This is a genomic window from Streptomyces sp. NPDC085932, from assembly GCF_044540525.1.
GTDB lineage: Bacteria > Actinomycetota > Actinomycetes > Streptomycetales > Streptomycetaceae > Streptomyces > Streptomyces levis.
On the sequence record NZ_JBITSJ010000005.1, the window covers coordinates 590,756 to 610,008 of the forward strand.

Consider the following 19,253-nt stretch of genomic DNA (forward strand, 5'->3'; position numbering starts at 1 on the left):
ACGGCATGCCGATCTTCGACGCCCCCGACGGGACCCGGCTCGCCTTCCACGCACGCGGCGAGGGCGAACCGCTGATCGTGCTGCTCGGCGGCCCCATGCGGGCCTCCGCCTACCTGGGCAACCTCGGCGGACTGGACGCCCACCGGCGGCTGGTGCTGCTCGACCTGCGCGGCACCGGGGACTCCGAGGTGCCCGCGGATCCGTCCACGTACCGCTGCGACCGGCTCGTGGACGACGTCGAGGCGCTGCGCGTCCGTCTCGGCTTGGAGCGGATGGACCTGCTCGGGCACTCGGCGGGCGGCAGCCTCGCCCTGCTCTACGCGGCCCGGTACCCGCAGCGGATCGCACGGCTGGCGCTGGTCACCGCCACGCCCTGGGCCCTGGGATGGCCCGCGACGGCCGACGACCGGCGCACGGCGGCCCGGCTGAGGACCGCGGAACCCTGGTTCGCGGACGCGTTCGAGGCGTTCGAGGCCTGGCTGGACGGTTCGGGCGACTTCGACCCGGTGTTCGTGCCGTTCTTCCACGGGCGCTGGGACGACACCGCCCGGGCCCACGCCGCCCGCGAAGAGGCCGAGACCAACGACGAGGCGGCCGACACTTACGGCGGGGACGGCGCCTGGGACCCGGAGGCGACCCGCGACGCCCTGACGCGGCTGACCGCGCCCGTGCTCGTCCTGGCCGGCGGGGCCGACGGCGGGCCCTCCCCGGCCCTGGCCCGCCGCACCGCCGGCGTCTTCCCGCACGCCGAGTGCGTGGTGCAGCCGGGCGCGGGGCACTTCCCGTGGCTCGACGACCCGGAGTGGTTCACCCGGCGCGTGTCGGCCTTCTTCTCCTGACCGCTCCGGCATCCGCACGGCATCCGCGGGGCCGTCGGCGGCGGACGGCTGCCGGCGGACCGGCCGTGTCAGGGCCGCGGGCCGTACGCCGTCATGAAACGGTCGCGGAACTTGTCCATGCCCCAACGGGGCGCGTCCTTCGCCGGCTTGAGACCCTCCGTCCAGCCCCAGCCGGCGACGCGGTCCAGGACCTTCTCGTCCTTGGCGACGATGCTGATCGGCACGTCCTTGCCGGTGTCCCCCGCGGTGACGGTCGGCACCGGCTGGTGGTCGCCGAGGAAGACCAGCACCGTGTCCTCGTCCCCGTAGCGCTCCATCCACTCGGTGAGGCTGCGTATCGAGTACTCGATGGCCTTGCGGTACTCGGCCCGCACCTTCTCCGGGTCCTTCCAGACCTCGGCGGGATCGGTGCCCTCCTTCTTGATGCGGTGGAACACCGAACCGTCGCCCAGGTCCTCCCAGTCGATCATCCGCGCGAGGGGGGACCAGGGGTTGTGGCTGGAGGCCAGGATGATCTCCGCCATGATCGGCTCCCGGTCCTTCCTGCCGTGCTCCAGGCGCTGGAAGGCCTCCATGCTGAACTGGTCGGGCACGGGCGTCCAGCTGAAGTACGGCCCGTGGTAGCCGAGGTGCTCGGAGTCGTAGATGTGGTCCAGGCCGAAGAACGTGCCCTCCGGCCAGGCCCGCCGCACGCCCGGCACGATGCCGACGGTCCGCCAGGCGCCCGTCCTGCCGAAGTACTTGGTCAGTGTCATGCGGTCGCTCGTGGTCAGACTGCGGTACCGCTGCTGGTTCTTGATCCACAGTCCGGACAGGAACGTCGAATGGGCGAGCCAGCTGCCGGCGCCCGTCACCGGCGACTGCAGCCAGCCGCTGCGCGACGCGAACCCGGCCGCCTCCAGCCTGCCGGTGCCCTCCGTGAGCACGGCGTCGGTCTGCTCCGCCATCGCCGGGTCGTCGATCGCCACCCGGCCGTAGCTCTCGATGAAGGTGAACAGCACGTCCTTGCCGCGCAGTCCGGTCAGCAGCCGGTCGGGCGGTGTCTTCGCGAAGGCGTCCACGGCGGCCTGCTTCTCGAAGACGCGGGCGTCCTCCAGTCCCGCGCGGATCTGCTCCACGCGGTTGCCGATGAACTCCGCGTTGCCCTTGGTCGCGATCGGCACGGTGCCGAGCTGCACGCCCAGGGTCATGCAGGTGATCCACGCCGTGCCGAGGACCAGGGTCGTACGGGTGGCGACCGGCCGGTGCCGCACCATCAGATTCGTCAGCCGCACGACCGCGAGCGTCGTGAGCACGAGCACGGCGACGAAGAGGACGAGCACGCCGATCACGGCCAGCACCTGGCCGGTACGGCCGAAGGTCTCCCGGAGGAAGTCGGTGGCGTGCTCGATGAGGATCCAGTCCAGGACCAGGTCGAACGGCCGGGCCAGCACCTGGTAGAAGCCCATGTCGACGAACTTCAGGATCGTGATCAGCCCGAGGAAGGCGCCCGCCACGACGGACGTGATCCGCCGGGGCCGCGGGGGCAGCGCGAGCAGCAGGCCCGCGAGCAGCACCCCTTCGGCCGGGATCCGCAGGAACGAGGCGAACTCGATCCGCTCGATCCGGTTGGGCACGAGCAGCGCGAACACCACGAGCAGCGCGGCCAGCACGGTCGTCCCCACGGAGACGCCCCGCGCGGCACGGGGGTGGCGCAGCCGCCGGCCGAACCACCCGGCCCCGCCCGCACGCGCCGCACGACCCGTCCCACCGCTGTCCCCCCGCACCTCCGCGGCACCGTTCCCGCCGCCGGTCCCGGCCCTGTCCTGGGCGCCGTCCGCGCCTTGGGCCGACGTGCCGGTGTCTGTGTCGGTTTCGGTGTCGTCCTTCGCTCGGGACGTTCCGCTCGGCCCCGCCGGACCCGTGTCGGCGTCCGGTTCCGTTCCGCTCTCGGTCCGGTCCGGCTGCTGATGCGGGCGAGTGAAGAGCGACACCCGGTGGTCCTTCCGTGCGGTCGTGCGATGGCATGGCAAACAGAGCCCAGTGCCGAGCCTGCCACCACCAGTACGTCCGTACGTCACCACCGGTTCAATTCCGGGGCCGGCGAATCACCCGTCCGCAGCCGCCGCCACCTCCCGCGCCCACCGGTAGTCCGCCTTGCCGCTCGGCGACCGCCGCACCTCGTCCGTGATCACCAGCTGCCGCGGGATCTTGTAGCCGGCGAGCCGGTCGCGGCAGTGCGTCCGGATGTCCTCCAGCGACGGCCGCGCCGCTCCCTCGCGCAGTTGCACCACGGCCGCCACATGGTGGCCCCACCGGGGATCGGGCACCCCGGCCACCAGCGCGTCGTAGACGTCCGGGTGGGCCTTGAGCGCCTGCTCGACCTCCTCCGGGTACACCTTCTCGCCGCCGGTGTTGATGCACTGCGAACCCCGGCCGAGGACGGTGACCACGCCGTCCGCGTCGACGGTGGCCATGTCGCCCAGCAGCACCCATCGCTCGCCGCCCTTCTCGAAGAAGGTCTCGGCGGTCTTGGCCGGGTCGTTGTAGTAGCCCAGCGGGACATGGCCGCACTGCGCGACCCGCCCCACCTCCCCGGCCGCCACCGGCTCGTGCGTCGCGGGATCCACCACCTGAGTGCGGGCGTTGACCCGGACCCGGAAGCCGCGCTCGGGCCCCGAGTCCTCGGTCGCCGTGCCGTTGAACCCGGACTCCGACGAGCCGAAGTTGTTCAGCAGCAGGGCGTTCGGCACCAGCTCCCGGAACTGCCGGCGCACCGTGTCCGACATGATCGCGCCGGACGACGACACGCTGAACAGCGACGAGCGGTCGATGTGCCGCAGCGGGCCCCTCAGCGCGTCGACCAGCGGCCGCAGCATCGCGTCGCCCACCAGAGAGATGCTGCTGACCCTCTCCTTCTCCACGGTCCGCAGCACCTCCTCGGGCACGAACTTGCGGTGGATGACCACCCGCTGCCCGAAGTGGAAGCCGATGAACGCCGTCAGCGTGGAGGTGCCGTGCATCAGCGGAGCCGTCGGGAAGAAGGTGATCCCGTCCCCGCCGGCCGCCACCCGCTCGGCGAGCTCCTCCGGCTTCTTCACCGGTTCACCCGTCGGCGCGCCCCCGCCGAGACCCGCGAAGAACAGGTCCTCCTGCCGCCACATCACGCCCTTGGGCAGCCCGGTCGTACCGCCGGTGTAGATGATGAACCGGTCGTCGCCCGAGCGGGCCGGAAAGCCCCGCTCGGCGGCCCCGGCGGCCACCGCCCGGTCGAACTCCGCACACGGCATCCCCGCGGCGCCCGGTGCCGGGGTCCCCACCTGGATCAGGTGCCGCAGCTTCCCGGCCCGGAGCCGCGCCGCCGCCACCCGGTCGGTGAACTCCGCGTCGAAGACCAGTGCGACCAGATCCGCGTCCCGGTAGAGGTACGCCAACTCGTCTTCCACATACCGGTAGTTGACGTTGACCGGGACGATCCGCGCCTTCAGGCAGCCGAGCACCGTCTGCAGGTACTCCACGCAGTTGTAGAGGTGGAGCCCCAGATGCTCACCGGGCCGTATCCCGCTGTCGAGCAGGTGGTGGCCGACACGGTTGGCGGCCGCGTCCAGCTCCGCGTACGTCAGACGGCGCTCCGCGCCCGTACCGGGATGGTCGACGTGGACGAGCGCCTCGCGGCCGGGAACGACGTCGACGACCGACTCGAACAGGTCGGCAAGGTTGAACTCCACCGCTCCTCCTGACCCCGGGACGTGCCTGGCATCGGACGGTTCGCCGGTCATCAGAGCAAAGGGCGCCACAACTGTGAAGGGTCCGCACCGGAAAATCTGACTGCCTGTCAGAAAACCCTTGAAGTGACTCCCCGCCTCCTGCAACCTGTTCTCGTTCCGGGAGAGGGGAGTTGTCCATGGGTGGGACGGAACACCTCACCGTGCAGCGCGAAGGCGCCACAGTGGTGCTCACGCTCAACAGGCCGGAGGCCAGGAACGCGCTCTCGTTGCCGATGCTCGTCGGCCTCCACGACGGTTGGCTGGAAGCCGACGCGGACGACTCCGTCCGCTCGATCGTCCTCACGGGCGCGGGCGGCGCGTTCTGCTCCGGCATGGACCTCAAGGCCCTCGCCGGGAACGGCATGGCGGGCGAGGAGTACCGCGACCGGCTCAAGGCCGACCCCGACCTGCACTGGAAGGCGATGCTGCGCCACCACCGCCCGCGCAAACCGGTGATCGCCGCCGTCGAGGGGTACTGCGTGGCGGGCGGCACCGAGATGCTCCAGGGCACCGACATCCGCGTCGCCGGCGAGTCCGCGACCTTCGGCCTGTTCGAGGTGCGGCGCGGCCTGTTCCCCATCGGCGGCTCCACGGTCCGTCTGCCCCGCCAGATCCCCCGCACCCACGCCCTGGAGATGCTCCTGACCGGCCGCCCCTACAGCGCCCGGGAAGCCGCCGCCATCGGCCTGATCGGCCACGTCGTGCCCGACGGCACCGCGCTCGACCGGGCCCTGGAGATCGCGGAGCGGATCAACGCCTGCGGTCCGCTCGCCGTCGAGGCGGTGAAGGCCTCCGTGTACGAGACCGCCGAGATGACCGAGTCCGACGGCCTCGCGGCCGAACTCGCGCGCGGCCGGCCCGTCTTCGACACCGCCGACGCCAAGGAGGGCGCCCGCGCCTTCGCGGAGAAACGACCGCCCGTCTACAAGCGCGCCTGAGCGAAGGAGCCCGCGGCATGCCCGAAGTCCTCAAAGCCCCGCTCGTCGTCGAGTTCCCCTTCACCCGCTCCCTCGGCCCCGTCCAGAGCGCCTTCCTGACCGGCCTGCGCGAACGCGTCGTCCTCGGCGTGCGCACCGGCGACGGCCGCGTCCTCGTCCCGCCCGTCGAGTACGACCCCGTGACCGCCGAGGAGATCCGCGACCTGGTCGAGGTCGCCCCCACCGGCACGGTCACCACCTGGGCCTGGAACCACGCCCCCCGCCGCGGTCAGCCCCTCACCACCCCCTTCGCCTGGGCCCTGGTCCGCCTCGACGGCGCCGACACCGCCCTGCTGCACGCCCTCGACGCCCCCGGCCCCGACGCCGTGCACACCGGCATGCGCGTCCGCGTCCGCTGGGCGGAGCAACGCACCGGCGCCATCACGGACATCGCCTGCTTCGAGCCGTACGACGGCGACGCTGCCGAACCCGCCGGGCACACCGGCGTGTTCCAGGACCCCGTCACCGGCATCGTCGCGCCCGCCCGCCTCGACTACACCTACTCACCCGGCCGCGCCCAGACCGCCTACATCGACGCCCTCTCCGGCCGCCGGACCGTCGGCGAGCGCTGCCCGGCCTGCCGCAAGGTGTACGTCCCGCCGAGGGGTGCGTGCCCCACCTGCGGGGTGGCCACGTCGGAGCAGATCGAGGTCGGACCGCGCGGCACGGTGACCACCTTCTGCATCGTCAACATCAAGGCGAAGAACCTCGACATCGAGGTGCCGTACGTCTACGCCCACATCGCCCTCGACGGCGCCGACCTCGCGCTGCACGGCCGGATCGGCGGCATCCCCTACGACGAGGTCCGCATGGGGCTGCGCGTCGAACCCGTGTGGACCGAGGGCGCCCGCCACCCCGACCACTACCGCCCCACGGGCGAGCCCGACGCGGACTACGACACCTACAAGGAGCTGCTGTGACGAGCGCACCGCCGCACCGCGAGATCGCCGTCGTCACCTTCGCCCAGACCGTCCACCGGCGCACCAGCGACGAGCTCTCCGAGGTGGAGATGCTCATGCCGGTGCTGCACGAGGTCCTCGACCGCACCGGCCTGAAGACCGCCGACATCGACTTCACCTGCTCCGGCTCCAGCGACTACCTCGCCGGCCGCGCCTTCTCCTTCACCCTCGCCCTCGACGGCGTCGGCGCCTGGCCCCCCGTCTCCGAGTCCCACGTCGAGACGGACGGCGCCTGGGCACTGTACGAGGCCTGGACCGAACTCCTCACCGGCGACGCCGACACCGCCCTCGTCTACGCGTACGGCAAGTCCTCGCCCGGCCCGGTCCGCGACGTCCTGACCCGCCAGCTCGACCCGTACTACGTGGCCCCCCTGTGGCCCGACTCCGTCGCCCTCGCCGCCCTCCAGGCCCAGGCCCTCATCGACACCGGCGCCGCCGACGAACCCGCACTCGCCGCCGTCGCCGCCCGCAACCGGGAGAACGCCGCCGCCAACCCCCACGCCCAGCTGCGCCACCGCGTCCCGCAGGGCGACTACCTCGTGCGGCCCCTGCGCACCGGCGACTGCCCGCCCATCGGCGACGGCGCCGCCGCCGTGATCCTCGCGGCCGGGGACCGGGCCCGGGAGCTGTGCGCGCGGCCCGCCTGGATCCGTGGCATCGACCACCGCATCGAGGCCCACGGCCTCGGCGTGCGCGACCTGACCGACTCGCCCTCCACCCGGCTGGCCGCCGAGCGGGCCGGCGCCTTCGCACGGCCCGTCGACACCGCCGAACTGCACGCGCCCTTCACCGCCCAGGAGATCGTCCTGCGCAGGGCGCTGCGCCTGGGCGACGACGTGACCGTCAACCCCTCCGGCGGGGCGCTCGCCGCCCACCCGATCATGGCCGCCGGGCTCATCCGCCTCGGCGAGGCCGCCGCCCGCATCCACCGCGGCGACTCCGACCGCGCCCTCGCCCACGCCACGTCCGGCCCCTGCCTCCAGCAGAACCTGGTCGCCGTCCTCGAAGGGGAACCCCGATGAGCAAGGAGCCCGTGGCCGTCGTCGGCATCGGCCAGACCAAGCACGTCGCGGCCCGCCGGGACGTCTCGATCGCCGGTCTGGTCCGGGAGGCCGCCCACCGGGCCCTGGAGGACGCCGCGTTGACGTGGGCCGACGTCGACGCCGTCGTGATCGGCAAGGCGCCCGACTTCTTCGAGGGCGTCATGATGCCGGAGCTCTACCTGGCCGACGCCCTCGGCGCCGTCGGCAAACCCATGCTCCGCGTGCACACCGCGGGCTCCGTCGGCGGCTCCACCGCCCTCGTCGCCGCGAACCTCGTCGCCGCCCGCGTCCACGGCACGGTCCTCACCCTCGCCTTCGAAAAACAGTCCGAGTCCAACGCCATGTGGGGCCTGTCCCTGCCCGTCCCCTTCCAGCAGCCCCTGCTGGCCGGCGCCGGCGGGTTCTTCGCCCCCCACATCCGCGCCTACATGCGGCGCAGCGGCGCCCCCGAGACGATCGGCGCCCTCGTCGCCTACAAGGACCGCCGCAACGCCCTGAAGAACCCCTACGCCCACCTGCACGAGCACGACATCACCCTGGAGAGGGTGATGGCCTCGCCGATGCTGTGGGACCCCGTCCGCTACTCGGAGACCTGCCCCTCCTCCGACGGTGCCTGCGCCATGGTCCTCACCGACCGCGCCGGAGCCGCCCGGGCCCCGCGCCCGCCCGCCTGGATGCTCGGCGGAGCCATGCGCAGCGAACCGACCCTCTTCGCGGGCAAGGACTTCGTCTCCCCGCAGGCCGGCCGCGACTGCGCCGCCGACGTCTACCGCCAGGCCGGCATCACCGACCCCCGCCGCGAGATCGACGGCGCCGAGATCTACGTGCCGTTCTCCTGGTACGAACCCATGTGGCTGGAGAACCTCGGATTCGCCGACGCGGGCGAGGGCTGGAAGCTCACCGAGGCGGGCGTGACCGAACTGGACGGGGACCTGCCCGTCAACATGTCGGGCGGGGTGCTGTCCACCAACCCCATCGGCGCCTCCGGCATGATCCGCTTCGCCGAGGCGGCACTCCAGGTGCGCGGACAGGCCGGAGAACACCAGGTGGAGGGCGCCCGCAGGGTCCTCGGACACGCCTACGGCGGCGGATCGCAGTTCTTCGCCATGTGGCTCGTGGGAGCACGGCCGCCGGCCTCCTGAAAGGTCCCGCTCACGTGCTCTGTCCGCGGTGGGACACGATCGCTAGGCTGGCCGCGGACGACGCAATCGGGAGGAGCACGGACGTGGCCGAGACCACCACCCAGCAGCGCCCGCTCATGGGCTGGGACAAGCCGGATCTGGACCTCAGCAAGGCACAGTGGCAGTCCAGCAGCCGTGGCCTGGGGGATGTGCAGATCGCCTTCGTGGAGGGCTTCATCGCCATGCGGAACAGTGCCCGCCCCGAAAGCCCTTCCCTGATCTTCACGCCCGCCGAGTGGGGCGCGTTCGTCTCGGGAGCGCGGGAAGGGGAGTTCGACCTCACCTGACGTCAGGGAGCCGACCGCCCCGGGCGGCCGTGTCCGACGGCCGATCCGGGGGTCTTCCGCCCGCGTTCGCGGACACGCGACCCCGAGCAGCCTCCCTCGGCCGGCCCTTGCGTCAGGCTGGTACCGGGGAGGGGACGGTCGGCACCCGGAAGTGAGGCACCCATGAGCACCCTGCCCGTCGTCGCGGCGGTCGACGGTTCGGACGACAGCCTGCGCGCCCTGGAGTGGGCCGTCGACGCGGCGCGCGGGCGCTCGGCCCCGCTGCGCGTGGCCCACGTACGCCAGTACGCCCACTGGGCCCAGCCCGAGGTCCTCGCCGCCGGGCCCGCCGACCCACGACAGGACCCCGTCCTCGACCGGATCCGCACCCACCTGGACAACCGCACCGGCCTGCCGGAGACCGAGTACGTCGGCCTGGAGGGCGCGACCGGCGTGGTCCTGCCCGAACTGGGCGCCGGCGCCCAGCTGCTGGTCCTCGGATCGCGGGGCCGCGGCGGCTTCGCCAGCCTGCTGCTCGGCTCGACCAGCCTGGCCGCCGCCCGCGACGCCGAGTGCCCCGTCGTCGTGGTGCCCCGGCCCGGACGGGAGGTGCACGGCGCGGGACCGGCCGGGCCGGCCCCGCGCGTGGTCGTCGGCCTGAAGGTCGACGGCCCCGACGACGCCACGCTGGAGTTCGCCTTCGCCGAGGCCGCCCGGCGCGGGGCCCGGCTCCAGGCCGTCGCCGCCTACCCGTGGCCCGCGCAGCCCTGGATGCTGCCGGGGGAGATGCCCCCGCCGGTCGTCGACCAGGACGTCGTCGAGGACGAGGCCCGGGTCCTCGCCGAGGGCTTCCTCGCCCCCTACCGCGCACGGCACCCCGATGTCGAGGTCGAGCCGCTCCCGGCGGCCGGGGACGCGGCCGGGCACCTCGTCGCCGCTTCCCGGGACGCCGACCTCGTCGTCGTGGGGCGCCACCGCCGGCACCTGCTGGCGCCCGCCCGGATGATGGGCTCGGTCACCCACGCCGTGCTGCTGCATGCCGCCAGCCCCGTGGCGGTGATCCCTCCGGCACCACCCGAGGACCGGGCCGCGAGGTAATGGATACGGGCCCGCCTATCATTAGGGCCATGCGGGAACCCATCAGCAGGGACGCACGGCTCGCCCTGGACCTCGCCCTCACCGTCCGGCACGACGGCAACGGAGGCGTTACCGACGACCTGACCACCCCGGCGGACCTGACCGCCTGGGTGCGGGCCCACCCCGAGGTCCTGCCGGACATCGATCGCGACCGGGCCACCCCGCACCGCCCGGGACCGCCGGCCCGGGAGGAAGGCGACGGCGCCGGATTCACCGCCGACGCCGCGCAGCTCACCGCCGTCCGCGAGCTGCGGGCCGCCGTGCGCGCCCTCTTCGCCCGGGCCGTGCGCCCCGGCGCACCGAGCCCCGCCGACGCCGCCCATCTGATGCCGGCGGCCGAAGCCCTGCGGCGGCTGAACGAGGCGGCCTCCCGCACCCCGATCGTGCCCGTCCTGGACTGGCCCGAGGACACCGCTCCCGTCGTCCTGCACCGGCCCGTCCGGGACGCGAGCGATCCGGCCGCGACCCTCGCACGAGCCGTGATCGCGTTCCTCACGAGCCCCGACCGCGACCGGCTGCGCGCCTGCCACGCACCGCGCTGCGTGCGGTACTTCCTCAAGGACCACCCCCGCCAGGAATGGTGCAAGCCCTCCTGCGGCAACCGGGCCCGGGTGGCCCGCCACCACCGCCGGCACCGGACGGCCGCGGACACGGCTTAGGGCCGGCCCCTGCCCGATCGAGACGCCGCCCACCCGACACGTCGCAGGCCCGGGCACGTACCATGGCGACATGTCGTTCCTCCGCCGCCGCAGCGCCACTCCCGCCGGGCCCGACTTCGACGTACTGGCCATGGACCCGGGCGACTGGCCCGGCAACCTCGGTGCGGGACTGCTGCCCGCGCCCGACGGCACCTGCCAGGGCGTCTTCCTGCGCTACGACCTGTTCGGCGGCCGTGGTCCCGCCATGATCATCGGCAATCTGCCGGAGGGCTCCCCGGCCCGCGACGTCCCCGAGGGCGAGGTCCCCTTCGAGGTGGCGCAGCTCCTCCTGGCGTTGGAGAACGACGAGGAGGTCACCGTCGTCGGCACCGAGGACGTGCCGGTGATGCAGGGCGACAACCTCCTGATCGTGCGCCGGGTCAAGCTCTCCGAGAGCCGGATCTCCTGCGTGCAGTTCGACCGCAGCGACAACGTCCTGGTGACCATCGCCGCCTGGGACCGCCCCATCACGGACGATCTCTACGCGCTCCTCAAGCCGCTCCCGGCGGAGCTGTTCCAGCAGGGCTGACCCGACGCGGCGGTACGCCCGCACACACGAAGCGGCCGCTGTACGCCCGGCCGGGCGTACAGCGGCCGCTTCGTCCCCGTCAGCGAGTGCCGACCGCCGCGCGCACGGCCCGCCGGGCCAACTGGCAGTCGTCGTGCAGCCGCCGCAGCAGCAGCCGCTGTTCCTCGCCGGACGGCGCAGCACCAGGATGGGCCGGGCCCGGTGCCGCCGGGGCCGCGTCGTGCATCGAACGCTGCACGGCCGTCTCATAGGTGCGGATCTCACGCGTCAGCACCAGCATCAGGTTCACCAGGAAGGCGTCCCGGGACGCCGGGCCCGCCGACTGTGCGATCTGGCTGATCTGCCGGCGCGCGACCGGTGCGTCCCCGAGCACCGACCACAGCGTCGCCAGGTCGTAACCCGGCAGGTACCAGCCCGCGTGCTCCCAGTCCACCAGCACTGGACCGGCCGGTGACAGGAGCAGGTTCGACAGCAGGGCGTCGCCGTGGCAGAACTGGCCCATGCCCTGCCGCCCGGCGGCCTGCGCGATGCCGTGCAGCAGCTTCTGCAGGTCGCCCAGGTCGCGGTCGGTGAGCAGCCCCAGCTCGTGGTACCGGGCGATCCGGGCCGCGTAGTCCAGCGGGGCGTCGAAGGTGCCCGCGGGCGGCCGCCAGGCGTTCAGCCGACAGATCGCGCCGAGCGCCGCCCTGATGTCCGCCCGGGGCGGCGCCTCGGCCGGGTGCCGCTGGAGGGCCGCCACCCGGCCGGGCATCCGCTCGATGACCAGGGTGCAGTTGTCCGGGTCCGCCGCGATCAGTCTCGGCGCCCGCACGGGAGGGCGGTGCCGGACGAACGAGCGGTACGCCGCTATCTCGTGGCGGATCCGCTCGGACCAGGCGGGGGAGTGGTCCAGTAAACACTTGGCGACGGCCGTGCTGCGACCGGTCGTGCCGACCAGGAGCACGGAGCGGCCGGTGCGGCGCAGCACCTGGACCGGGGCGAACTCCGGGCAGATGCGGTGCACCGACGCGATCGCCGTGCGCAGCTGCGCGCCCTGGGGGCCGGACAAGTCGAGTCTCCCGCTGAGCGGTTGGGTGCCGAGCACCGCGCCGCGCCGAGCCCTGCCCGCTCCGAGCACGGGGGCCGCCGGCCGCGCGGGGGCGAGGTAGGGGCCGCTGTCCGTGGGACGCGGGTGGAGCGACCGGGGCGGTGCGGACACGGAGGACGATGCTGCGTACATGGGCGAGACAGATCCCTTCGTGTGCCTGCGACGACAGCGCCTCACCCGGCCCGGACGCCCGGGATCACCCTGGGGAATGTCCCTGCGGCGACCGGGTCGGGGTGGCGCGTTCCTACCTGACACCGGATGGCCGGTGGCACACCATCTGGCGCACCCTGGCGAACCCTGGCGAATAGTCGCCCGGCAAGTCTCCCCGGGCTACTGTCAACTCAGCCGAGAACCTGGGGGCTTGACGTGAGCGGACAACCCAACACCCGGCTCGCGGACCTGTTCGGCCTGGCCGGCTGGTCCAAGGGCGAACTCGCGAGGCTGGTCAACCGGCAGGCGGCGGCCATGGGCCATCCCCAGCTGTCGACCGACACCTCCCGGGTGCGGCGGTGGATCGACATGGGAGAGATCCCGCGCGATCCGGTGCCGCGGGTGCTGGCGGCTCTGTTCACCGAGCGTCTCGGCCGTGTCGTGACCATCGAGGACCTCGGTCTGGTCCGGCACGGGCGTGCGGGGAAACGGCAGGGCGGCGGGAGCCCGGAGGCTCCCGACGGTGTGCCGTGGGCGCCCGAGCGGACGGCTGCGGTCCTCACCGAATTCACGGGAATGGACCTCATGCTCAACCGACGCGGCTTGGTGGGCGCGGGCGCCGCGCTCGCCGCGGGATCCGCACTCAGCAGCGCCATGTACGACTGGCTGCACTCCGACCCTGCCCTGGCTGCCGACGCCCCCGACCTCGACCATCCCCTGCACGCCGACCCCGCTGGGTTCGACCGTTACGAGGCCGCCCCCATCGGGTCGCAGGAGATCGAGGAACTGGAGCGCTCGGTCGAGGTGTTCCGCGCCTGGGACGCCGCCCGCGGCGGCGGGCTCCAGCGCAAGGCCGTGGTGGGCCAGCTCAACGAGGTGGGCGGCATGCTCGCCTACCGTCACCCTCCCCATCTCCAGCGGCGCCTGTGGGGCGTCGCCGCCAACCTGGCCGTCCTCGCGGGCTGGATGTCGCACGACGTCGGCCTGGAGCCCACGGCCCAGAAGTACTTCGTCATCGCCGCGCACGCGGCCAGAGAGGGCGGGGATCGGCCCCGCGCGGGAGAGGCGCTCTCCCGCGCGGCCCGCCAGATGGTGCACCTGGGCCGGCCGGACGACGCACTGGACCTGATGAAGCTGGCCACGTCCGGCTCGGGCGAGGAGGTGCTGCCCCGCACCCGGGCGATGCTCTACACGATCGAGGCCTGGGCGCAGGCGTCGATGGGCAAGGGCCAGGCCATGCGCCGCACGCTCGGCCGGGCGGAGGACCTGTTCGTCTCCGACAAGGCCGACGTCCCCCCGCCGGACTGGATGCAGACCTTCAAGGAGGAGGACCTCTACGGCATGCAGGCCCTGGCCTACCGCACGCTCGCCGAGTTCGAGCCGGGCGCGGCCGCGCATGCCCAGCACTACGCGGAGAAGGCCCTGGCCCTGCGGGTCGACGGCCGGCAGCGCTCGAAGATCTTCGACTACCTGTCGATGGCCTCGGCCTGCTTCATCGCCGACGACCCCGAACAGGCCGACCGCTACGCCCGGCTGGCCCTGGTGTCGATGGGGTCCAACTCCTCCCACCGCACCTGGGACCGGCTGCGCCAGATGTACCGGCTCACCGCGCAGTACTCGGGCTATCCGAAGATTCAGGAGCTCCGGGAGGAGATCAAGCTCGCCCTGCCCAAGACGAAGGGCAGGGGCGGTGCCGCCGCACAGGCCTGAGTTGCTATGACATGACCTTGGCGACGAGCACGCAGGCGTTGTCCTCGCGCTCGCTCGCGCCGAACTCCTCGACGACTGCCCGTACGCAGTCCTCCGCGCCGGCGGACCCCGTCAGACGCGGCGCCAGATCGAGGAGGAGATGCGCGGCCGCGGCTCCCGTGTGCCCGGGCACCAGCCCGTCGGTGTGCAGGAGCAGCAGGTCACCGTCCTGAAGGGTCTCCTCGGCCTGCCCGTACACGGCGCCCGAGGTGGCGCCGAGCAGGACGCCGTCCGGGGTGTCCAGGACACGCCCCGTCCCGTCGCGGAAGAGCAGCGGGGCGGGGTGTCCGGCCTGCGCCCACACCAGGGTGCGGGTGGCGGGGCGGTAGCGGCAGCAGACGGCGCTGCCGAGGGCGGGCTGCACGGTGGCGTCGAGTAACTGGTTCAGCCAGGCCATCAGCTGCCCGGGCGGGGCCCCGGCCATCGCCATCCCGCGCACGGCGCCGAGCAGCATGGTCATGTTCGACGTGACCCCGACGCCCTGCCCGGTGAGGTCGCCGACGCTCAACAGTGTGTCGCCGTCGGTCAGTTCGAGCGCGTCGTACCAGTCGCCGCCGATCAGGGTGCGTGTGGACGCCGGCAGGCAGCGGGCCGCGAGGTCGAGGCTGCGCGGGCCGCGGTGCGGGAGCCGCAGGGAGCCGCGCCAGGGCGGCAGCACGGCCTCCTGCAGTTCGACCGCGAGCCGGTGCTCGGTCCGCGCGGCCTCCCGCTGGTGGTGCAGCGAGTCACGGGTCCGGCTCACCACCCGCTGGCTGCGGCGCAGTTCGCTGACGTCGCGCAGCACGGCCCACATCGAGGCCGTGCTCCCGTCGGCGTCGAGTACCGGTTCGCCCATCATGTGCACGGTCCGGACGCCTCCGTCGGGGCGTGCGATGCGGAACTCGCCGTCGATGGGCCGGGCGTCGACGAGGCAGTTGGTCACCATCGCCGTCAGCCCGGGCCGGTCCTCGTCGAGCACCAGGGACGGCAGCTCGTCGAGGGTGAGCGGGGGAGCGGCGGGGTCGCGGCCCAGGATCTGGTAGAGCTCCCCGGACCAACTGGCCTCGTCCGTGAGGAGGTTCCACTCGGCGCTGCCGACCCGGCTGAGCAGCGAGCCCTGTGCGGGCGTGGCCGGATCCGGGTCCGGGGCAAGGGGGAGGGGGCCGTCGCGCAGCTGGGCGAGGTGCTCGTCGAGGTCGTCGAGCTGGTGCAGGGCGAGGTCGCACAGGGCGCGCTGCCAGCGTCCGCGCGGGTGGTCCGTCCCGTCGTCCTCGGTGTCCCGGCGCACCGCGTCCACCTCGCCCTTGAGCCGCCGCGTCTGCGAGATGAGCGCGTCGACCGAGCCGCGTCCGGGCGGCTGGGCGGCGGGGCGGTCCGCGGAGAGGTGGGACGGCATGACGCACTCCGATGCGGGACGGTACGACCAAGGCGGACGGAGGGACCGTTACGACTGTCGCACAGCCCGCGACGCCCTGTAAGGGATTTGGCACCACACGATACGGTGGTGCTTCCGGCATATGCCACCGTCTCGCGGAGTTACTCCGAGGTAGCGGGAAAGCGTGTCACCCGGAGTGCCAAGTCGTAGATTACACAGGGCATTTGACGCCCCGTCGGGACGGCGGCGGGGCTCCCTCACGCGTTCGACGACCTGGTGTTCGAGGCGCTGTTCTCAGTACCGCAGGACCCCGGCGATGCCGTCCGCCTCACCGAGCGCGCCGTCGGGCACGAAGCGGACGTCGGCGCCCGTCTCCAGGCACTGCTCGACGATCTCGTCCACGATGTCCTCGCGCGAGTCGAGGTCGCCGCTCCGGGCGAGGACCAGATGGTCGCCGGCGTCGCGGACGGTGACGCGGTAGTTCTCCTCGACGGCCAGCAGCCGGACGCGGCCGTCCCGGGCGCTCTGCCACAGCTCGTCGACGCCGGCCGCGAACGCCCGCCGTCCACGGGCGGTTTCCAGGGCCCGGGTCACGTCGTCCGTGCTGCTGCGGGCCTCCGCCTCCAGGACCGGACGCAGGGCCTGCCACGCGGTCTCGGGCGTGCCGTGCGCCAGCCCTCCGTGCGGGACGCGGACCGCTCCCGCGGTGGCGCTGCCGGCCTCGTCCAGCAGGGAGAGGGCGGCCGGCTCGCCGGTGACGTAGAGCGGGCGCGGATGATCGCGCAGGACGGCGCCCATCGCGGTGTCGGTCTCCCGCAGGAACCGGCGGGTGCGCTCCTCCCGGAAGGCGCTCGGCTGGTCGCCGATGCGCTGCTGCCGCTCGGGGTCGAAGTTCTCCACGCGCCGGGTCAGCGGGAAGCCGCCGAGCCGGGCTTCGGTGACACGGTCGACGCCGCCGCTCCAGAGGGTCGCGCGGTCGGCGGCGAGCGAGAGCGCCCAGAACGGCCGTCCGGCCGTGTGGGCCGAGACGAGATTGCGGGTGAGGAAGGTGTCCGAGAGGACCACGCGTTCGGGCACGGGCCGGGCCAGCGACCACACCTGGTGCTCCCCGGGGGCTGCGAAGATCGCCAGTCCGTCCTCGGCGTGGGTGAGGTCGACCTCGGACAGGGCCCGGTCGAGGTGGTGGGCGACCTCGGCGCGCCGCTCCCGGGTGACCGCCGGATCCGCCTCCAGCTGCCGTTTCGCCTCGGCCACCACGTTGCGCAGCCGGACCTGGTCCTGGGCGCTGTAGGGCTCGCGCCGGTGTGTCGGCGTCAGCACGGAGACCGCGGGGTAGGGGCGCGGGCGCCGCAGCTCGGCAAGGGTCGCGGGACTCAGAACGTGCTCCATGACAGCACGATAGAGCCGATTCACGATTAGGGCATTCGGGGCATCCGGCCCACTCTCCACTCGCCCCCTGCCGACCCTCGCGGCCCGGGAGTTGGGGAAATTTTTGCCGCTGGCGGATTTCCGACGGCGACGGCCCCGGGGGAGAGCGGCTCATCGAGTATTGCGCGTGCAAAGCCCGGCTGGAATGAGGTGGGTGCCGGAGGCGCGGCCGGGGTGGATGAGTTGACCGGTGCTGGCCCGTGTAACAGGCTCGAAATATAGATGGCCACTACATTAAATTTGCGGAGGTACGTGTATGTGCGGCATCACCGGCTGGGTCTCCTTCGACCGTGATCTGAGGGCCGAGGCCGTGACCCTGGACGCGATGACCGAGACGATGGCCTGCCGCGGGCCGGACGACCGGGGCGTCTGGGCCGAGGGCCCCGCCGGGCTCGGTCACCGCAGGCTCGCGATCATCGACCTGCCCGGGGGCCGCCAGCCCATGACCGCCGCGACGCCGCACGGCACCGTCGCCCTCGTCTACTCGGGAGAGGCCTACAACTTCACCGAGCTGCGCGGTGAGCTCGCCGCACGCGGTCACCGCTTCGCCACCGACTCCGACACCGAGGTCGTGCTGCGCGGCTACCTGGAATGGGGAGACGCCGTCGCGGAGCGCCTCAACGGCATGTACGCCTTCGCCGTCTGGGACGGCCGCACCGACCGGCTCGTGCTGATCCGCGACCGCATGGGCATCAAGCCCCTCTACTACCACCCCACCTCCGACGGCGTCCTGTTCGGCTCCGAACCGAAGGCGATCCTCGCCAACCCGCTGACCCGGCCCCGCGTCGGCCTCGACGGTCTGCGCGAGCTGTTCACCATGATCAAGACGCCCGGTCACGCCGTGTGGGAGGGCATGCGCGAGGTCGAACCCGGCACCGTCGTCACCGTCGACCGCACCGGCCTGCGCCGGCGCGTCTACTGGGAGCTGCGCACCTGCCCCCACGAGGACGACCGCGCCACCACCCTCGCCACCGTCCGCTCGCTCCTCGACGACATCGTGCGCCGTCAGCTCGTCGCGGACGTGCCCCGCTGCACCCTGCTCTCCGGCGGACTCGACTCCTCCGCCATGACGGCCCTCGCCGCCCGGCAGCTCGGCGCGCAGGGGGAGAAGGTCCGCAGCTTCGCCGTCGACTTCGCCGGTCAGGCCGAGCACTTCGTCGCCGACGAACTGCGCGCCACCCCGGACACCCCCTTCGTGCACGACGTGGCCCGCGCCAGCGGAACCGAGCACCAGGACATCGTGCTCGACCCGGACGCCCTCGCCGACCCCGCCGTACGCGAGAAGGTGATCAGGGCGCGCGACCTCCCGGCGGGCCTCGGCGACATGGACGCCTCCCTGTACCTGCTGTTCAAGGCCATCCGCGAACGCTCCACGGTGGCCCTGTCGGGCGAGTCGGCCGACGAGGTCTTCGGCGGCTACCGGCAGTTCTTCGACGAGGAGGCCCGCACGGCCGACACCTTCCCCTGGCTGGTGAGCTTCGGCCGGCACTTCGGCGACGACACCGAGGTCCTGCGCCCCGAGCTGGTCAAGGCCCTGGACCTGGAGGCGTACGTGGCCGACGGCTACCGCTCCGCCGCCGCCCGGGTCGAGCGCCTCGACGGCGAGAGCGACTTCGAGTTCCGGATGCGCCGCATCAGCCACCTCCACCTCACCCGGTTCGTGCGGATCCTCCTCGACCGCAAGGACCGCGCCAGCATGGCCGTCGGACTGGAGGTCCGGGTGCCGTTCTGCGACCATCGGCTCGTCGAGTACGTCTACAACGCGCCGTGGGCGCTGAAGTCCTTCGACGGCAGGGAGAAGAGTCTGCTGCGGGAGGCGACCGCGGACCTGATCCCGCGGTCCGTCTACGACCGGGTCAAGAGCCCCTACCCGTCCACGCAGGACCCGCGCTACGCGGTGGCCCTGCGGCACCAGGCCGAGGACCTGCTCGCCCGGCCGGACCACCCTGTCTTCGACCTCGTCGACCCCGAGCGGCTGCGCCGGGTCGCCCGCAGCGACACGCCAATCAGCGGCCAGGCCGCGCGGCGCGGCCTGGAACGGACCCTGGACCTGGCGATGTGGCTGGAGCTGTACGCACCCGAGGTCGCCCTCGGCTGAGGGCGCGGTCCC

The 19,253-nt window shown here is 73.0% G+C and carries 16 protein-coding genes; 11 read left to right on the top strand and 5 right to left on the bottom strand.

The annotated features are described in order from the left end of the window. Nucleotides 1-5: 5 nt before the first annotated feature. Entirely contained in the window at nt 6-839 is an 834-nt protein-coding gene (locus ACIGAQ_RS26730; protein ID WP_399786929.1) for an alpha/beta fold hydrolase, read from the top strand. Nucleotides 840-907: 68 nt separating this feature from the next. Here ACIGAQ_RS26730 and ACIGAQ_RS26735 read toward each other — a convergent pair whose 3' ends face one another. Next, the gene (locus ACIGAQ_RS26735; protein WP_399786932.1) at nt 908-2,503 is read right to left on the bottom strand and encodes a sulfatase; all 1,596 of its coding nucleotides are present in this window, start codon (nt 2,501-2,503) and stop codon (nt 908-910) included. Nucleotides 2,504-2,926: 423 nt separating this feature from the next. Then, a complete protein-coding gene (locus tag ACIGAQ_RS26740; protein WP_399786934.1) occupies nt 2,927-4,546 on the bottom strand; it encodes an acyl-CoA synthetase in 1,620 nt (539 codons plus the stop codon). A 176-nt stretch (nt 4,547-4,722) separates the two neighbouring features. Between ACIGAQ_RS26740 and ACIGAQ_RS26745 the strand changes: the two genes are divergently transcribed. From ACIGAQ_RS26745 to ACIGAQ_RS26780, 8 genes are all read left to right on the top strand, one after another. Continuing rightward, nucleotides 4,723-5,523: a crotonase/enoyl-CoA hydratase family protein gene (locus tag ACIGAQ_RS26745; RefSeq protein WP_399786937.1), complete on the top strand. Its 801-nt coding sequence runs from the start codon at nt 4,723-4,725 to the stop codon at nt 5,521-5,523. A gap of 17 nt (nt 5,524-5,540) precedes the next feature. After that, on the top strand, nt 5,541-6,482 hold the full coding sequence (locus tag ACIGAQ_RS26750) for an OB-fold domain-containing protein (protein WP_362281262.1): 942 nt from the start codon (nt 5,541-5,543) through the stop codon (nt 6,480-6,482). Then, nucleotides 6,479-7,543: a thiolase domain-containing protein gene (locus tag ACIGAQ_RS26755; protein WP_399786940.1), complete on the top strand. Its 1,065-nt coding sequence runs from the start codon at nt 6,479-6,481 to the stop codon at nt 7,541-7,543. Before ACIGAQ_RS26750 ends, ACIGAQ_RS26755 begins: the two co-directional genes overlap by 4 nt. Next, nucleotides 7,540-8,706 carry a thiolase domain-containing protein gene (locus tag ACIGAQ_RS26760; protein WP_399786943.1) on the top strand — a complete coding sequence of 389 codons (1,167 nt, stop codon included), beginning with the start codon at nt 7,540-7,542 and terminating at the stop codon, nt 8,704-8,706. The genes ACIGAQ_RS26755 and ACIGAQ_RS26760 overlap by 4 nt, the downstream gene beginning before the upstream one ends. A gap of 83 nt (nt 8,707-8,789) precedes the next feature. Beyond that, the gene (locus ACIGAQ_RS26765; RefSeq protein WP_094052129.1) at nt 8,790-9,032 is read left to right on the top strand and encodes a DUF397 domain-containing protein; all 243 of its coding nucleotides are present in this window, start codon (nt 8,790-8,792) and stop codon (nt 9,030-9,032) included. A gap of 162 nt (nt 9,033-9,194) precedes the next feature. Next, entirely contained in the window at nt 9,195-10,109 is a 915-nt protein-coding gene (locus tag ACIGAQ_RS26770) for a universal stress protein (RefSeq protein WP_399786946.1), read from the top strand. 29 nt (nt 10,110-10,138) lie between these two features. Beyond that, nucleotides 10,139-10,807 (top strand): CGNR zinc finger domain-containing protein, encoded by a 669-nt coding sequence (locus ACIGAQ_RS26775; protein ID WP_399786948.1) that lies wholly within the window; start codon nt 10,139-10,141, stop codon nt 10,805-10,807. A 70-nt stretch (nt 10,808-10,877) separates the two neighbouring features. Next, nucleotides 10,878-11,375 carry a hypothetical protein gene (locus ACIGAQ_RS26780; protein WP_311679009.1) on the top strand — a complete coding sequence of 166 codons (498 nt, stop codon included), beginning with the start codon at nt 10,878-10,880 and terminating at the stop codon, nt 11,373-11,375. A 79-nt stretch (nt 11,376-11,454) separates the two neighbouring features. Here the strand turns inward: ACIGAQ_RS26780 and ACIGAQ_RS26785 are convergent, their stop codons facing one another. Further along, nucleotides 11,455-12,594, bottom strand: coding sequence for an aminoglycoside phosphotransferase family protein (locus ACIGAQ_RS26785; RefSeq protein ID WP_362285225.1), 1,140 nt, complete (start codon nt 12,592-12,594; stop codon nt 11,455-11,457). A gap of 234 nt (nt 12,595-12,828) precedes the next feature. On the opposite strand from ACIGAQ_RS26785, the gene ACIGAQ_RS26790 reads away from it, so the two are divergent. Beyond that, nucleotides 12,829-14,322 (top strand): hypothetical protein, encoded by a 1,494-nt coding sequence (locus ACIGAQ_RS26790; protein WP_094051872.1) that lies wholly within the window; start codon nt 12,829-12,831, stop codon nt 14,320-14,322. A gap of 4 nt (nt 14,323-14,326) precedes the next feature. Here the strand turns inward: ACIGAQ_RS26790 and ACIGAQ_RS26795 are convergent, their stop codons facing one another. Then, nucleotides 14,327-15,736 carry a PP2C family protein-serine/threonine phosphatase gene (locus ACIGAQ_RS26795; protein WP_399786953.1) on the bottom strand — a complete coding sequence of 470 codons (1,410 nt, stop codon included), beginning with the start codon at nt 15,734-15,736 and terminating at the stop codon, nt 14,327-14,329. 273 nt (nt 15,737-16,009) lie between these two features. Further along, nucleotides 16,010-17,104, bottom strand: coding sequence for a chemotaxis protein (locus ACIGAQ_RS26800; RefSeq protein ID WP_399786956.1), 1,095 nt, complete (start codon nt 17,102-17,104; stop codon nt 16,010-16,012). Between the two features lie 295 nt (nt 17,105-17,399). Between ACIGAQ_RS26800 and asnB the strand changes: the two genes are divergently transcribed. Next, on the top strand, nt 17,400-19,241 hold the full coding sequence (gene asnB, locus ACIGAQ_RS26805) for an asparagine synthase (glutamine-hydrolyzing) (protein WP_399786959.1): 1,842 nt from the start codon (nt 17,400-17,402) through the stop codon (nt 19,239-19,241). The last annotated feature ends 12 nt before the right edge of the window (nt 19,242-19,253 follow it).

Coding starts and splice junctions, on each gene's coding strand:
- ACIGAQ_RS26730 (WP_399786929.1), top strand. CDS start 6: ATGCCGATCTTCGACGCCCCCGACGGGACCCGGCTCGCCTTCCACGCA.
- ACIGAQ_RS26745 (WP_399786937.1), top strand. CDS start 4,723: ATGGGTGGGACGGAACACCTCACCGTGCAGCGCGAAGGCGCCACAGTG.
- ACIGAQ_RS26750 (WP_362281262.1), top strand. CDS start 5,541: ATGCCCGAAGTCCTCAAAGCCCCGCTCGTCGTCGAGTTCCCCTTCACC.
- ACIGAQ_RS26760 (WP_399786943.1), top strand. CDS start 7,540: ATGAGCAAGGAGCCCGTGGCCGTCGTCGGCATCGGCCAGACCAAGCAC.
- ACIGAQ_RS26770 (WP_399786946.1), top strand. CDS start 9,195: ATGAGCACCCTGCCCGTCGTCGCGGCGGTCGACGGTTCGGACGACAGC.
- ACIGAQ_RS26775 (WP_399786948.1), top strand. CDS start 10,139: ATGCGGGAACCCATCAGCAGGGACGCACGGCTCGCCCTGGACCTCGCC.
- ACIGAQ_RS26780 (WP_311679009.1), top strand. CDS start 10,878: ATGTCGTTCCTCCGCCGCCGCAGCGCCACTCCCGCCGGGCCCGACTTC.
- ACIGAQ_RS26785 (WP_362285225.1), bottom strand. CDS start 12,594: ATGTACGCAGCATCGTCCTCCGTGTCCGCACCGCCCCGGTCGCTCCAC.
- ACIGAQ_RS26795 (WP_399786953.1), bottom strand. CDS start 15,736: ATGCCGTCCCACCTCTCCGCGGACCGCCCCGCCGCCCAGCCGCCCGGA.
- ACIGAQ_RS26800 (WP_399786956.1), bottom strand. CDS start 17,104: ATGGAGCACGTTCTGAGTCCCGCGACCCTTGCCGAGCTGCGGCGCCCG.
- asnB (WP_399786959.1), top strand. CDS start 17,400: ATGTGCGGCATCACCGGCTGGGTCTCCTTCGACCGTGATCTGAGGGCC.